Genomic DNA, 15011 nt, shown 5'->3' on the forward strand with positions numbered 1-15011 from the left:
CCCCATCGGGTGCGGCCCTTTCGCCGTCTGTGCGGTGGCGGGTCCTTCATGGTGGCGCCGTTTCACGTGAAACGGCGTTCAGCGCGCCGCCCCCGTCACGATCCACCGGCCGGAACGTGCCCTCCACCACAGGGTCATCAACCGGACGGTCATCATCAAGGTCATCGCCCACCACAGAGTGGTCAGTCCACCTCCGAGAGCGGGAACCAGCAGGGCGACCGGGGCGAACACAGCCAGGGTGAGCAGCATGGCCGCTGCCAGATAGGGGCCGTCACCGGCGCCCATCAGGACACCGTCCAGCACGAACACCACACCGGCGATCGGCTGGGACACCGCGACGACCAGCAGCGCGGGGAGCAGCGTGTCGCGGACAGCCTGATCACCAGTGAACAGGGGGACGAAGAGGGGCCGGGCGGCCACGATCAGGATCCCGAGCACCACACCCGAGACCACTCCCCACTGCACCATCCGCCGGCAGGCCTGTTTGGCGCCCTCCGCGTCACCGGCTCCCAGATAGCGGCCGATGATGGCCTGTCCGGCAATAGCGATCGCGTCCAGCGCGAAGGCCGTCAGACTCCAGAGGGACAGCACGATCTGGTGAGCGGCGATGTCCGTGTCACCCAGCCTGGCCGCCACGGCAGTGGCGATCATGAGGACCGCTCGCAGGGAGAGCGTACGCACGAGCAGCGGTACCCCCGCCTGGGCGCTCGCCCGGATCCCCGCCGCGTCGGGCCGGAGCGAGGAACCGTGCTTACGTGCTCCTCGGACGACGACGACCAGGTATGCGGCCGCCATTCCGCACTGTGCGATCACGGTGCCCCAGGCCGATCCGGCGATACCGAAGCCGGCTCCGTAGACCAGTCCGGCGTTGAGCCCCGCGTTGGCGGCGAAGCCGCCGACCGCGACATAGAGAGGGGTACGAGTGTCCTGGAGACCCCGCAGCACTCCGGTGGCCGCGAGGACGATCAGCATGGCGGGGATGCCGAGACTGGAGATGCGCAGATATGTGATCGCGTGAGGCGCGGCGGTATCGGAAGCTCCGAAAACCTCCACCAGCCATGGGGCCGCGGGAAGAGTGACCGCGATCACGGCGACACCGAGAGCCAGTGCCAGCCAGATGCCGTCCATTCCCTGCCGGATCGCCGACTGCAGGTCTCCCGCTCCGACGCGGCGCGCAACCGCGGCCGTGGTCGCATAGGCCAGAAAGACGAAGACGCTCACTGCCGTCATCAACAGGGCAGCCGCGACGCCGAGGCCCGCCAGTTGCGGGGTACCGAGATGGCCGACGATGGCGCTGTCGACCATGACGAACAGCGGCTCGGCGACAAGGGCGCCGAAGGCGGGAACGGCGAGCGCGATGATCTCCCGATCGTGCCGCCGCAGACGTTCCTTCGGCCCTGCCGGTAGCTGTGTCATGGGCGCCAATCTAATCTTCCACAGGTAAGTGATGCAAGCAGTTAGCAGTCCTTACTCTGGAGGGTGCTGCTCCTCGGTTCGGGCGCCGTTTGTTCTGATCTTGATCCGGCGAGGAAAGTTTTTCTCCCCCACAGGCGGTGGATGCGATAACCCCAGGTGAGAGGGGCTAAGAGGGGGAGGACGTGAACTTTTCCACAGTGCTGTCCCCCGGTCCGTGCACAGGTTGCGGAGAGTTCTCCACAGCATCTGATCCTTCGTCCACAGGGCCTGTGGATAACCAGATTGGCTGCGGCTCCCGCCGGGCCTACCGTGGACCGTCGCCCGACGTGCGGAAGCCCCTGCTTCAAACGGAGTCCGGCGACTCGATCTGTCAGTGCCGTGGCATAGAAAAGACTGCCATGGCGTAGGTCCGTGGAGCGGACGGGAGGAGGTGGCCCGGGTGAGCATTTCCGAGCCCTTGGACGACCCGTGGGCGGCCGACAGTCCGGGGGACCGTCTCCCCGCCTCCCGTCAGCGGCGCCATGAGGGGCGCGGTCGTGAGGACCAGCACGACCGCGGCAGGGAGAGCGGTGGCTGGGACGGGGGCTCCCCCGGATTCGAGCGCGTCCCGCCGCAGGACCTGGACGCCGAGCAGTCGGTTCTCGGCGGCATGCTGCTGTCCAAGGACGCGATCGCCGACGTCGTCGAGATCATCAAGGGCCACGACTTCTATCGGCCGGCCCACGAGACGGTCTACCAGGCCATCCTCGACCTGTACGCCAAGGGCGAGCCGGCCGACCCCATCACCGTGGCGGCCGAGCTGGTCAAGCGGGGCGAGATCACCCGGGTCGGCGGTGCCCCGTACCTCCACACGCTGGTCCAGTCGGTTCCGACGGCGGCCAACGCCTCGTACTACGCGGAAATCGTCCACGAGCGGGCCGTGCTGCGCAGGCTGGTGGAAGCCGGCACCAAGATCACGCAGATGGGTTACGCCGCCGACGGTGACGTCGACGAGATCGTGAACTCCGCCCAGGCAGAGATCTATGCCGTCACCGAGCAGCGCACGAGCGAGGACTACCTTCCGCTCGGCGACATCATGGAGGGCGCGCTCGACGAGATCGAGGCGATCGGTTCCCGCAGCGGCGAGATGACCGGTGTGCCGACGGGCTTCACCGACTTCGACTCCCTGACCAACGGCCTGCACCCCGGCCAGATGATCGTGATCGCCGCGCGTCCCGCGATGGGTAAGTCGACCCTGGCGCTCGACTTCGCGCGGGCCGCCTCGATCAAGAACAACCTGCCCAGCGTGATCTTCTCGCTCGAAATGGGCCGCAACGAGATCGCGATGCGACTGCTGTCCGCGGAGGCCAGAGTGGCCCTGCACCACATGCGGTCGGGCACGATGACGGACGAGGACTGGACGCGGCTGGCCCGGAGAATGCCGGACGTGTCGCAGGCGCCGCTCTACATCGACGACTCACCGAACCTCTCGATGATGGAGATCCGTGCGAAGTGCCGTCGGCTGAAGCAGCGGAACGACCTCAAACTCGTCGTCATCGACTACCTGCAGCTGATGCAGTCGGGCGGCTCGAAGCGGGCGGAGAGCCGTCAGCAGGAAGTCTCCGACATGTCCCGTAACCTCAAGCTCCTCGCGAAGGAGCTCGAGGTTCCCGTGATCGCGCTCTCCCAGCTGAACCGTGGCCCCGAGCAGCGCACGGACAAGAAGCCGATGGTGTCCGACCTCCGTGAATCCGGCTCGATCGAGCAGGACGCGGACATGGTCATCCTTCTGCACCGTGAGGACGCCTACGAGAAGGAGTCCCCCCGCGCGGGCGAGGCGGACCTGATCGTGGCCAAGCACCGTAACGGCCCCACTGCGACGATCACCGTGGCCTTCCAGGGCCACTACTCGCGGTTCGTTGACATGGCGCAGACCTGATCGGTTGAAGGCAGCGGGAGAAGACGGCGGTTGGTGCCGGCGCGCTGAGGTAGCGTCCCGGCACATGACGGCCGACGGCGAGCGGTACCTGCAACTCCGGCCCTGGTACGGGGCGGAGGCCGCGGGCGCACTGGTGAGGCCGGAGGCCTAGCAGGGGGCGCCGGCGGCTCCGGGGGAGTCGGAGGGCCGTGACGCCGACCGGCCCGTCAGGGGCTCACTTCCCGAGGGGCTGGGTGAAGCGCAACAGGTTGCCGGCAGGGTCGCGGAATCCGCAGTCGCGAACGCCGTAGGGCTGGTCCATCGGCTCCTGCAACACTTCGCCGCCCGCGGCGCTGATGCGCTCGAAGGTGGCGTCGCAGTCGTCCGTCGCGAAGATGACGCCGCGCAGCAGGCCCTTGGCCATCAACTCCGCCATGGCCTCCTTGTCGGCTGGTGAGGCGTTCGGATCGGCGACGGGCGGCTCCAGGACGATGTTCACGTCCGGTTGAGAGGGCGCGCCGACGGTCACCCAGCGCATCCCCTCGAACCCCACGTCGTTGCGTACCTCGAGGCCGAGCACGTCGCGGTAGAAGGCGATTGCCTTGTCGTGGTCGTCGACGGCGATGAAGCATTGGGAAAGCCTGATGTCCATGCCGTCACGCTACGGCCGGGCGGCGTGGTTCGCTTCTCCGTTCCTGACCGGCCGAGTGTGGATCTTGGCCATGCATGCCGGGATGGCGGCGCCCTGTTCGTGGTTGCGGGCCCGGTAGGCGCTCGGGGTCTCGCCGACCAGCTCGGTGAAGCGCGAGCTGAATGACCCGAGCGACGAACAGCCGACCGCGAAGCAGACCTCGGTCACTGTGAGGTCGCCGCGGCGCAGCAGTGCCTTGGCGCGCTCGATGCGGCGTGTCATCAGGTAGCTGTACGGGGTCTCGCCGTAAGCGGCGCGGAAGCTGCGGGAGAAATGCCCCGGCGACATCAGGGCGTCATGTGCGAGCGCGGGGACGTCGAGCGGCTCGGCGTAGTCGCGGTCCATCCGGTCGCGGGCCCGCCGCAGGCGTACGAGGTCGTCGAGATCCTGCCGTCTCACTTGGGCATTTTCCCACAGCACTGCGGCCGGCGACGGGGAAACGGGGACGATGCGCGGAGCGGAGCAGGAGAAAACAGCGGGGCCGGAGCGGGAGAACAGGTGGCGGCCGGAGCGGCGACCGGATCGATCAGGAATCGAGAAGCGCGGGCCGTTGCCCCCTTACTAGCGTCATCGCCATGGACATCAGCATTCACTGGGCCTTCCTTCCGCACAACGACCCGGACGCCTCCCTGGCGTTCTACCGCGACACTCTCGGCTTCGAGGTTCGCAACGACGTCGGTTACGGCGACATGCGCTGGATCACGGTCGGCCCTGCCGACCAGCCGGGGACGTCCATCGTCCTGGAGCCTCCGGCCGCCGACCCGAACACCACCGACGACGAGCGCCGCGCCATCGCCGAGATGATGGCCAAGGGCAGCTACGGCCGCATCACCCTGGCCGCCGCCGACCTCGACCGCACCTTCGAGAAGGTGCGGGCCGGCGGTGCCGAGGTTGTTCAGGAGCCGACCGAGCAGCCGTACGGCATCCGCGACTGCGCGTTCCGCGACCCCGCCGGCAACCTGATCCGTATCAACGAGCTCCGCTGAGCCGACCGGCGATCGCCGTCATGGCCTCGCACGGACGGGGCGGTGAGAGGCCGCGCACGACGCCGGTGGCACCCCTGGAGGCCTGCGGTACCGAGGATCGTCGACTCGGCCGCGCCGGCGAAGGAGAAACAGACATACTGCTCGAGCCGAGCAGGCGACGCCGACGGGGACCGCGAAGGCGGCCCGCCCAACAGATGGAGACACGATGAGCAAGGCCACGAGGACGGACACGCGATCGCCTGCGCTGCACGTTGCCGACAGCCACGATCTAATCCGGGTGCACGGCGCGCGCGAGAACAACCTCAAGGACGTCAGCATCGAGATCCCCAAGCGCCGTCTGACGGTGTTCACCGGTGTCTCCGGCTCGGGCAAGAGCTCGCTCGTGTTCAACACGATCGCCGCCGAATCGCAGCGGATGATCAACGAGACCTACAGTGCCTTCGTCCAGGGCTTCATGCCGACGCTGGCCCGCCCCGAGGTCGACGTACTCGACGGGCTGACGACCGTGATCACTGTCGACCAGCAGCGGCTGGGGGCCGACCCCCGCTCCACGGTGGGCACCGCCACGGACGCCAACGCGATGCTGCGCATCCTCTTCAGCAGGCTCGGGCAGCCGCACATCGGCCCGCCCAGCGCCTACGCGTTCAACGTCCCATCGGTCCGGGCGAGCGGTGCGATCACCGTCGAGCGCGGTGCCAAGAAGGCGGTGAAGGCGACCTTCACGCGCACCGGCGGCATGTGCGAGCGCTGCGAAGGCAGGGGCTCGGTCTCTGACATCGACCTCACCCAGCTCTACGACGACTCCAAGTCGATCGCCGAGGGCGCGTTCACCATCCCCGGCTGGAAGTCGGACAGCTTCTGGACCGTGCGGCTGTACGCCGAGTCGGGCTTCCTCGATCCGGACAAGCCGATCCGGAAGTTCACCAAGAAGGAGATGCAGGACTTCCTCTACCGGGAGCCGACCAAGGTGAAGGTCGAAGGAGTGAACCTCACTTACGAGGGGCTGATCCCCAAGATCCAGAAGTCGTTCCTGTCCAAGGACAAGGAGGCGATGCAGCCGCACATCCGGGCGTTCGTGGAGCGTGCGGTCACCTTCACCACCTGCCCGGAGTGCGACGGGACCCGGCTCAGTGAGGGGGCCCGGTCGTCGAAGATCAAGGGGATCAGTATTGCCGATGCCTGCGTGATGCAGATCAGCGACCTGGCCGCATGGGTCCGCGGCCTCAACGAGCCGTCTGTGGCGCCGTTGCTGACGACGCTGGGCGGAACCCTCGACTCGTTCGTGGAGATCGGGCTGGGATACCTTTCGCTGGACCGGCCGTCGGGCACGCTGTCGGGCGGCGAGGCGCAGCGCGTCAAGATGATCCGCCACCTCGGTTCCTCTCTCACCGACGTCACCTACGTCTTCGACGAGCCGACCATCGGCCTGCACCCCCATGACATCCAGCGGATGAACGACCTGCTGCTGCGGCTCCGGGACAAGGGCAACACGGTGCTCGTCGTGGAGCACAAGCCGGAGACGATCGCGATCGCCGACCACGTGGTCGACCTTGGTCCCGGCGCCGGTACGGCGGGCGGCACCGTCTGCTTCGAGGGCACCGTCGAGGGGCTGCGGGCCGGTGACACCATCACCGGCCGCCATCTCGACGACCGTGCGGCTCTCAAGGAGACGGTGCGGAAGCCCACCGGCAAGCTGGAGATCCGCGGCGCGACGGCGAACAATCTGCGTAACGTCGACGTCGACATCCCGCTCGGCGTGCTGGCCGTCGTCACGGGCGTCGCCGGTTCCGGCAAGAGCTCGCTCCTGCACGGGTCGATTCCGGTCGGCGAGGATGTGGTGTCGGTGGATCAGGGCGCGATCCGTGGCTCGCGGCGGAGCAACCCGGCCACGTACACCGGGCTGCTCGACCCGATCCGCAAGGCCTTCGCGAAAACCAACGGCGTGAAGCCGGCGCTGTTCAGCGCCAACTCCGAGGGCGCTTGCCCGAACTGCAACGGCGCCGGCGTCACCTACATCGACCTGGCGATGATGGCCGGCGTCGCCACACCCTGCGAGGAGTGCGAGGGCAAGCGGTTCCAGGCCTCGGTGCTGGAGTACCACCTCGGCGGCCGCGACATCAGCGAGGTCCTGGCGATGTCGGTGACAGAGGCGAAGGACTTCTTCGGCGCCGGCGAGGCGCACACGCCTCCCGCGCACAAGATCCTCGAGCGGCTCGCCGACGTCGGCCTCGGCTACCTGACCCTGGGGCAGCCGCTCACCACGCTGTCCGGCGGTGAGCGTCAGCGGCTCAAGCTGGCCACACACATGGCAGAGAAGGGCGGCGTCTACGTCCTCGACGAACCGACCACCGGCCTCCACCTCGCCGACGTCGAGCAACTGCTCGGTCTGCTCGACCGACTCGTCGACTCCGGCAAGTCGGTCATCGTCATCGAGCACCACCAGGCCGTGATGGCGCACGCCGACTGGATCATCGATCTCGGTCCCGGCGCCGGTCACGACGGCGGCCGGATCGTCTTCGAGGGCACACCGGCCGACCTCGTCGCCGCGCGTTCCACCCTCACCGGTGAGCACCTCGCGGCCTACGTCGGCAGCTGACCGCGGCTTCGCGGACACGGTGGGACGAGGTCGCTCGACAGACCGCTCGACGACCTCGTCCCCGTGTCGCCGATCAGTCCCCGTCTCACCGGTAATGCGGTCGACGCGGGTGGACGGCACCGATAGACCTGATCCATGACTTCAGCCATGGAAGAACTGCTGCCGAGTACCCGGCGTTCCCTTGTGCACCGCATCGCCGTAGCCCAGAGCGAAGGGCGCGCACCGTCGCTCGCCGCCGCGGTGCAACGTCACGGGCACCTGGTGTGGACGGGATCCCGTACGTCCGTCGACGGGCATGCGCCGGACGCGGACACCCAGTACCGCATCGGTTCCATCACCAAGACGTTCACCGCGGTCCTTGTGATGCGGCTGCGGGACGAGGGGCTGCTCGGTCTCGACGACCCGCTGGAGAAACATCTGCCCGGCACGGGGGTGGGTGAGGTGACCATTGCCCAATTGCTGGGGCACACTGCCGGCCTCAGCGCTGAGACGCCGCCTCCGTGGTGGGAGCGGACCCCTGGTTCCATGCGCCCCCAGCTCTCCGACGTGCTCGGTGAGGGGACGGGGATGCACCCCGCCGGCCGGCGGCACCACTACTCCAACCCTGGCTACACCTTGCTGGGATCGCTGGTCGAAGCGGTCCGAGGGATGTCATGGGAGGAGGCGCTGAGGCGGGAGATCCTCGAACCTCTGGGACTGGAGCGGACGAGTGCACAGCCGCAGGCTCCGCATGCCGGCGGATGGGCCGTGCACCCATGGGCGGACGTGATGCTTTCCGAGCCTGTCGAGGACCTCGGGCTCATGGCCCCTGCCGGGCAGCTCTGGTCCACCCCTGCCGACCTGTGCCGGTTCGCCGCATTCCTTGCCGAGGGGGACGAGCGGGTGCTTGCTGCTGAGTCCGTGCGGGAGATGCGGGTGCCGTCCGTGCCGCTGGAGGCGGAGGAGTGGAACGGCACCTATGGGCTGGGACTCCAGATCGTGCGGCAGGAGGGGCGGACTCTCGTCGGTCATTCCGGCTCGTTGCCCGGGTTCGTCGCGGGACTGTGGGTGAGCGTGGACGACGGCGTCGCTGCCGTGGCGCTGGCCAATGCCACCTCCGGGCTGCCGGCGGCGACGGTTGCCGCAGACCTGGTGCGCATCGTCGCCGACGCCGAGCCGAAGATTCCTGAGCCGTGGCGCCCGCTGCCCGAGGTCGACCAAGAGCTGCTGGGGCTGACCGGCCCCTGGTACTGGGGGACCTCTGCCTATGTCCTGCGCCTTGTCGCGGATCGGGGCGTGGAGCTGGAGCCGCTGCGCGGAGGGGGCCGCCGCTCGCGCTTTTTGGCCGGCGCCGACGGGACGTGGGTCGGTCTGGATGGTTACTACGCGGGAGAGACGCTGCAGGTGGTGCGTCGAGGCGACGGTTCGGTGAGCCACCTGGATCTGGGCTCATTCGCCTTCACTCGGGAACCTTACGAGCCCGGCGACGCTGTTCCCGGGGGTGTGGACCCCGAGGGCTGGCGAGGATTCCGGTTCTGAACCGCATATGACGTTTCACGTTAAACCGGACATCCGTGGAGTTTCACGTGAAACGTCGCCCGATCGTACGGGGCGCGGACACCAGCAGTCGTCCGAGCTTTCGCCCGCCAGGTCTATGCCGCGACGGTCGGCGCCTTGAGCTCCTCGACGGCTCTGACCAGCGGGGCGAGCTCCGGGTCTTTCGCTGCCTCGTCGAGTGCCTCGCGAAGTGCCGCATCGTTGGTGGGCCGGGCTTCCGCCAGCAGTTGCAGGCCCGCTTCACTGACGTCGGTGTAGATGCCCCGGCGGTCGGTAGGGCAGAGGTAGCGAGCCAGAAGTCCGCGGTCCTCGAGTCGGGTGACCAGCCGGGTGGTGGCGCTCTGGCTGAGAACGACGGCGTCGGCGACCTGCTTCATCTGGAGATGGCCGCCTTCGCCGCTGTGCTGACGGCTGAGAACGTCGAGGAGGGAGTACTCGCGGACGCTGAGGTTGTGCTTCGTCTCGAGTGCCCGCCCGATGTGGGTCTCGATACGGCCATGGAGCAGCGAGAGAGCGCACCACCCCTGCGCGAGGGCGGTAAGGGCGGGGTCGGTCGCTGTCATCTGTCTCCTCCTCGGTACCGGAGCGGCTTACCATAAGGGTAGGCCATAACCGCAATAGACCGCGTATGCAATCTTAAGGCGCGTGCAACTATGCGCCGTCGGGCTCCGTCGTGTCCGACTAGCCTGCCGCGACCGTCAGTGGAGCGAAACGGCGGGTCCAGTCTCCCGGGAGGTCCGCTGTGCCGAGGGTCATCACGGCGTTGAAGGCGATCGGCTCCAGGCCCCGCTCCTTCACCCAGTCGAGAAGGTCCTTGTGGCGCACGTCGATGTCGGTGCGCAGCGGCCGGTCCGTTCCGTCGGCCAGTGAGGAGATCAGAGCCTTCGCGGTCTCCGTGTCCCGGGCGATCAGAGGGCCGATGACATGGGTGTCCATGTTCGGCCAGGCCGCCGCGTAACCCGTCAGTCTGCCGTCCTCCTCCGCTATGCGGAGCTGGTCGGCGAACGAGGGAAGCCGCGTGATCATGTGGGTGCGGTCGAGGCCGAAGACCTCGGTGTCCAGACGCACCACCGCGGCCAGGTCCTCGGCGGTCGCAGGGCGGGTCGACACCTGCGGTCGTGGGCCCGAGGCGGTGAAGCGGCCCCGGACCATCTCGGCGCGGCCGGTCGTGGTGAAACCCAGTTCTTCGTAGAGCGGCTGTCCGTAGGGCGTGGCATGGAGGGTGAGCGGGATGCTGCCCATGTCCTGAAGCACGTGCTTCATCAGGCGGCGCCCGATGCCCTGGCGGGAGTACCGCTCAGCGACCAGCACCATGCCGACGGCGGCGAGGCCCGTGCCGTAGTGCGTGACGATGCAGGAGGTCACCAGGCCCTTGCCGTCGGGATCATCGATGCCGTATCCCGTGCCTGCTGTGAGGAGCAGACCCCACTTGTGCTCCTCCCGCGGCCATCCGCGGTCCTCGGAGAGATCGGCACACGCGGCCAAGTCGTCCTTGGTGAGACGCCTGATGGGGAGTTCGGACAGCGGTGTCTGCATCAGGTCAGGCTGTCTGACGCGTTGATCGTTCGTCCACCACTTTTCGTGAACTGGTCGAGACGCGGAGCCGGCGGCCGCGCCGAGTGGGACCCCACGGCTTGAGGACCGAGATGACGGTCATGAACACATAGGCGGTCAGGGAGACCGTCGGCCCCATCAGAAGGTCGCGAGGTTCCGCGACAGCACCGCCCGAGGCCACTGTTTCGGCTGCCTTGTCGACCCCGGGGCGGAGCACGAGGACGGACGCGGTGGTGGTCGCGAGGGTGAGCCAGAACTTGATGAACACCCATCGATGGCGCGCCAGTCCCCACGGCGTGCCCAGTGACAGCACGAGGCCACTGGTCAGGGTGAGCAGCGCCAAGGGCAGCACCAGCCAGTCGGTGAAGACCTCCATCGATCGATACGACGCTTCGGCCATGGAAGCGGATTCCGAGGTGTACGCCGCGAGCGCAAGGGCCAGCAGACCGAGAGTGAGACCGAGCCAGCCGGCCGACGCGGCGACATGGACGACGAGTGTGGTCCGGCGAACAGGACGCTTGAGTGGTTTCACGTGAAACACGGTGCCTGTCGCCATGGTCCTGCTGCGTCTGACAGCGGGAGTAATCACGGGTACTAACCTCGGCGTACATGAGCAGACGGCCAAGGCTTCACATCTTCGATCTGGACGGCACCCTGATCCGCGGCTCGGCGGCCCCGGTCGAGATATCACGCCAGCTCGGCTTGCTGGAGGAGATCGGTGAGGTGGAGCGGGACCTGATCGCAGGCAGGATCGGCCCGCCCGAGTACGCGGTGCGGGTCCACGCCCTGTGGACGGATCTCACCGAGGCGCATGTGGCGGCTGCCTTCGAATCCGCTCCTTGGCTGACGGGCATCCGGGAGGTGTGGAGCCAGATCCGGTCGCGTGGTGACTACTGCGCTGTGATCTCCCTGTCGCCGTCGTTCTTCGTGGAGCGGCTGCTGGACTGGGGCGCCCACGCGGCCCATGGATCACGATTCCCCGACGTTCCCTTCACCCAGCCCGTGGATCCGGCAGGCATTCTCAGTGCGGCCGCGAAGGTGGAGATCGCCGGCCGGCTCTGCACAGGTTTCGGACTGGGGCTGGAGGACTGCGTCGCCTACGGGGATTCCCTGTCGGATGCCGCAATCTTCGCGGCGGTGCCCACGGCGGTGGCCGTGAACTCCGACCACCACGTCGCCGGACTGGCCAGCCACACCTATGTGGGAAGCGATCTCCGTGAGGCGTATGAACTGGTGTGGTCCGCCGGATAGTTCGATCCGGAGGATCAGCCGAGGTCGGGTGCGTGCATGGCCCTGACGCCTTCGATGTTGCCGTCCAGATAATGCCGCAGTGACAGCGGCACCAGATGGACGGCGGCGATTCCGACGCGGCTGAACGGCACGCGCACGATCTCGTACCCTCCGCAGGGTTCGTCGACCTCTGGGCCGTGCCGCAAGGAGGGGTCCATGGATTCCAGGCGGCAGACGAAGAAGTGCTGCACCTTCACCCCCGTCACGCCGCCGTCGGCGATGTGCTCGACCGTGTCGACGAAGCAGGGAACGACGTCGGTGATCTTGGCGCCGAGCTCCTCGTCGACCTCCCGGTGGAGGGCGTCGACGACGGTGGCGTCTTCGGGCTCGACCCCGCCGCCGGGCGTGAGCCAGTAGGGATCCACGCCGGGCTTGGTCCGCTTGATCAGGATGAGGTCGTTCCCGTCGAGCAGGATGGCGCGTGCGGTGCGCTTGACCACTGGTCGTTCGGTCATGGCAAGAGAGTGGCCCATGTCTTCGCTCTTGAAACTCCTGTGGGCGTTCTGCGCCGTGTGTTCACCACTCGGCCGCGGCGCGCAACAAAGCTTCGTGCGCCCGGGCGATATGGGGATGGGCGAGGGTGCCGGTGCGTATCACCAGGAAGTACGTGCGCAGAGGGGGCACGGGTGGTTCGAGGAGAGCGACGATGCGACCGCGTTCGAGGGCGTCCTCGCACAGGTAGCGCGGTAGTACGGCGAGCCCGGCCCCCGATGCGGTCGCTTCCAGGGCGGCCCTCAGATCGGGCGCTATGACGGTGCCTGCTGCGGCCGGCCGTGAATCGAAGACGGAGTGCCAGTACCTCGAGACGAACGGCAGGGACTCATGGACCTCGACCACAGGGAGCTGTTCGAGGACGACATGGCCCTTGCGTAACACAGAGGGCCCCAGGTGGACCGCCCAGCGGGGCGCCGCAACGAGGACGTGCTCCTCGTCGCACAGCGGCGTGGCGGTGAGGAGCCGGCCACGGGGCCGGGCGGTGGCGACGGCGAGGTCGTGGTGGCCCGCGGCGAGCCCTTCGAGGGCCTCCTCCGCGTTCCCGAAGGAGGCGCGCAGGGTGAATCCCTGTCCGATCAGGGGCGTGAGCGCGGGAAGTGCGCGCGCGGAGGTGAACTCGGGCGGCCCGGCGAGATGGACCGTGCGGATGCCGGTCTCGGTGTCGAGACCTACTTCGGCTATCTCGAGCAGGGCGTCCAGATGCGGTGCCGCGCGGTGTGCGAGTTCGTCCCCGATGGTGGTCGGAGTGACGCCGCGCGCCTGTCGAAGGAAGAGCGGCCGGCCGAGCTGCCGCTCCAGTGTGCGGATCTGACCGGTGACCGCGGGCTGGGAGAGTCCGAGCAGTGCGGCGGCGCGTGTGAACGACCCGGCCCGGTGCACTGTGACGAATGTGCGCAGTAGGGCCAGATCCATGCCATGCCCTTCCCGATCCGACGTTGCCCCCGAACCCGGTCAACTATAAATAAGTCGATAGGTCTCTGTCGCTAGCGTGATTGGACACTGACGCTGAGTCAACTAGCCTTGTCGGCACGGTTCTTCGCGCGCAGGAGCCGAGGGCGGTCCGAGCCATGAGGGGGGAGGCTCGGACCGCCCGTTCACCAGGCTCAGCCGGTGTGCGTGGACGGGGGCACGTCCCCTGCCGCAGCGGCCGCCTCGTCCAGTGCCCGCAGCACGTCCGCCACCAGGTCGTCGCCGTCCTCGGCGCCGGCGGAGAAGCGGATGAAGCCCTCGGGTACGGCGTCACCGCCCCACCGGCCTCGGCGTTCGGCGGTCGAGCGCACCCCGCCGAAGCTGGTGGCGTCGTCGACCAGGCGCAGACCGTCGAGGAAGCGCTCCGCGTGGGCGCGGTCGGGCAGGTTGAAGGAGACGACGCATCCGAAGCGCCGCATCTGCCGCGCGGCGATCTTGTGCGAGGGGTCGTCCGGCAGTCCGGGATGACGCAGACCGCTGACCTCGGCGCGGCCGCTCAACGCCCGCGCGACGGCCAGCGCGTTCGCGCTCTGCCGGTCCGCGCGCAGTTGCAGTGTGGCGAGCGACCGGTGCGCGAGCCAGGCCTCCATCGGTCCCGGGATCGCCCCGACGATCTTGCGCCAGCGCCGCACCCCGGCCGCGAGCTGCGGATCGCGGCAGGTCACGTGTCCGAGCAGGATGTCTCCGTGGCCGGTCATGCCCTTGGTGTCGCTGGCCACGGAGAAGTCGGCGCCCAGCTCGAGCGGACGCTGTCCGAGGGGGGTGGCCAGTGTGTTGTCCACGGCGACGAGCGCGCCTGTCGCACGGGCGAGATCGGCGAGCCGCCGCACGTCGCACACGTCGAGTCCCGGGTTGGAGGGCGTCTCGATCCACAGCAGGCGCGCCCCTTCCAGCAGTGCGGACTGCGCGTCGCCGCCGGTCGGCGCCGTGCGTACCTCGATGCCGAACGCGCGCAGCTGCTCGTGCACCAGAGGCAGGGCCTGATAGCCGTCGTCGGGCATGACGACGGCGTCCCCCGCCTTCAGCTGCGACATGAGCACGGCGGAGATCGCCGCCATGCCGGAGGCGAAGGTGACGGTCTCGACGGCCTCTCCGGGCGCCTCGAGCTCACCGATGGCCCGCTCCAGATGGGTCCAGGTCGGGTTCTCGTCGCGGCCGTAGGTGTAGGGGCCCGTCGGCTCACCGGGCAGATGGAAGTGAGCCGCGAAGACGGGCCCGGGCAGGGTCGGTTCGTACTTCACCGGTTCGGGCAGCCCCGCCCGTACCGCCGTGGTGCCGTCCCCCTGGGTCGTGCCTGTCATGCCGCTCGCTCCTCAAGTGCAGTTCTCACGACGTCGAGCAGTCCCTTGCCCGCCGCCTCCACCATCTCCAGGCAGTCCTCGAAACCGTCCATGCCGCCGTAGTAAGGGTCGGGGACGTCGAGGTCCTCCGGCTGCGCGGGGTCGTACGCGCGCAGCATCCGTACCTTGGCGGCGTCCGCCGGCGTCGGTGCCAGCCTCCGCAGCGCCCTCAGATGTCCTTCGTCCAGCGCGATGACCAAATCCAGGCCGTCGAACCACTCCGCCCGGAACTGCCGGGCGG

15 protein-coding genes are annotated in these 15011 nt (G+C 68.3%); 5 read left to right on the top strand and 10 right to left on the bottom strand.

What is annotated here, in order from left to right; all coding sequences use genetic code 11:
* Positions 1 to 78: 78 nt before the first annotated feature.
* Positions 79 to 1416 carry an MATE family efflux transporter gene (locus ACWGH4_RS16915; protein WP_453461153.1) on the bottom strand — a complete coding sequence of 446 codons (1338 nt, stop codon included), beginning with the start codon at positions 1414 to 1416 and terminating at the stop codon, positions 79 to 81.
* Positions 1417 to 1855: 439 nt separating this feature from the next.
* On the opposite strand from ACWGH4_RS16915, the gene dnaB reads away from it, so the two are divergent.
* Complete coding sequence (gene dnaB, locus ACWGH4_RS16920; protein ID WP_005315032.1) at positions 1856 to 3334, top strand: replicative DNA helicase; 1479 nt, start codon at positions 1856 to 1858, stop codon at positions 3332 to 3334.
* A 214-nt stretch (positions 3335 to 3548) separates the two neighbouring features.
* Here dnaB and ACWGH4_RS16925 read toward each other — a convergent pair whose 3' ends face one another.
* Together ACWGH4_RS16925 and ACWGH4_RS16930 are read right to left on the bottom strand one after the other, a co-directional pair.
* Complete coding sequence (locus ACWGH4_RS16925) at positions 3549 to 3965, bottom strand: VOC family protein (RefSeq protein ID WP_453461156.1); 417 nt, start codon at positions 3963 to 3965, stop codon at positions 3549 to 3551.
* 9 nt (positions 3966 to 3974) lie between these two features.
* Positions 3975 to 4403 (bottom strand): helix-turn-helix transcriptional regulator, encoded by a 429-nt coding sequence (locus ACWGH4_RS16930; protein WP_453461159.1) that lies wholly within the window; start codon positions 4401 to 4403, stop codon positions 3975 to 3977.
* Between the two features lie 176 nt (positions 4404 to 4579).
* Here ACWGH4_RS16930 and ACWGH4_RS16935 point away from each other — a divergent pair, with 176 nt between their 5' ends.
* The 3 genes from ACWGH4_RS16935 to ACWGH4_RS16945 all read left to right on the top strand — a co-directional run bounded on the left by ACWGH4_RS16935 (position 4580) and on the right by ACWGH4_RS16945 (position 9104).
* Positions 4580 to 4990 (top strand): VOC family protein, encoded by a 411-nt coding sequence (locus tag ACWGH4_RS16935; protein WP_453461162.1) that lies wholly within the window; start codon positions 4580 to 4582, stop codon positions 4988 to 4990.
* A gap of 205 nt (positions 4991 to 5195) precedes the next feature.
* Positions 5196 to 7586: an ATP-binding cassette domain-containing protein gene (locus ACWGH4_RS16940; RefSeq protein WP_453461165.1), complete on the top strand. Its 2391-nt coding sequence runs from the start codon at positions 5196 to 5198 to the stop codon at positions 7584 to 7586.
* A 135-nt stretch (positions 7587 to 7721) separates the two neighbouring features.
* Positions 7722 to 9104 (top strand): serine hydrolase domain-containing protein, encoded by a 1383-nt coding sequence (locus tag ACWGH4_RS16945; RefSeq protein WP_453461168.1) that lies wholly within the window; start codon positions 7722 to 7724, stop codon positions 9102 to 9104.
* Between the two features lie 113 nt (positions 9105 to 9217).
* Here the strand turns inward: ACWGH4_RS16945 and ACWGH4_RS16950 are convergent, their stop codons facing one another.
* From ACWGH4_RS16950 to ACWGH4_RS16960, 3 genes are all read right to left on the bottom strand, one after another.
* Positions 9218 to 9685: a MarR family winged helix-turn-helix transcriptional regulator gene (locus ACWGH4_RS16950; RefSeq protein ID WP_453461170.1), complete on the bottom strand. Its 468-nt coding sequence runs from the start codon at positions 9683 to 9685 to the stop codon at positions 9218 to 9220.
* 118 nt (positions 9686 to 9803) lie between these two features.
* Positions 9804 to 10658: a GNAT family N-acetyltransferase gene (locus ACWGH4_RS16955; protein ID WP_453461173.1), complete on the bottom strand. Its 855-nt coding sequence runs from the start codon at positions 10656 to 10658 to the stop codon at positions 9804 to 9806.
* Positions 10659 to 10662: 4 nt separating this feature from the next.
* Entirely contained in the window at positions 10663 to 11208 is a 546-nt protein-coding gene (locus tag ACWGH4_RS16960) for a DUF2269 domain-containing protein (RefSeq protein WP_453461175.1), read from the bottom strand.
* A gap of 77 nt (positions 11209 to 11285) precedes the next feature.
* Between ACWGH4_RS16960 and ACWGH4_RS16965 the strand changes: the two genes are divergently transcribed.
* On the top strand, positions 11286 to 11927 hold the full coding sequence (locus tag ACWGH4_RS16965) for an HAD family hydrolase (protein ID WP_453461178.1): 642 nt from the start codon (positions 11286 to 11288) through the stop codon (positions 11925 to 11927).
* Positions 11928 to 11941: 14 nt separating this feature from the next.
* Here the strand turns inward: ACWGH4_RS16965 and ACWGH4_RS16970 are convergent, their stop codons facing one another.
* The 4 genes from ACWGH4_RS16970 to ACWGH4_RS16985 form a co-directional block, all read right to left on the bottom strand.
* Positions 11942 to 12421 (bottom strand): NUDIX domain-containing protein, encoded by a 480-nt coding sequence (locus ACWGH4_RS16970; RefSeq protein WP_453461181.1) that lies wholly within the window; start codon positions 12419 to 12421, stop codon positions 11942 to 11944.
* Positions 12422 to 12482: 61 nt separating this feature from the next.
* Positions 12483 to 13373: a LysR family transcriptional regulator gene (locus ACWGH4_RS16975; protein WP_453461184.1), complete on the bottom strand. Its 891-nt coding sequence runs from the start codon at positions 13371 to 13373 to the stop codon at positions 12483 to 12485.
* Between the two features lie 191 nt (positions 13374 to 13564).
* Positions 13565 to 14731, bottom strand: a complete 1167-nt coding sequence (locus tag ACWGH4_RS16980; RefSeq protein WP_453461187.1) for a cystathionine gamma-lyase — start codon at positions 14729 to 14731, stop codon at positions 13565 to 13567.
* A partial coding sequence (locus ACWGH4_RS16985) for an arsenate reductase/protein-tyrosine-phosphatase family protein (RefSeq protein WP_453461190.1) occupies positions 14728 to 15011 on the bottom strand: 284 nt, incomplete at its 5' end. The genes ACWGH4_RS16980 and ACWGH4_RS16985, both read right to left, overlap by 4 nt.

The sequence above is a fragment of the Streptomyces sp. NPDC054847 genome, assembly GCF_053610925.1.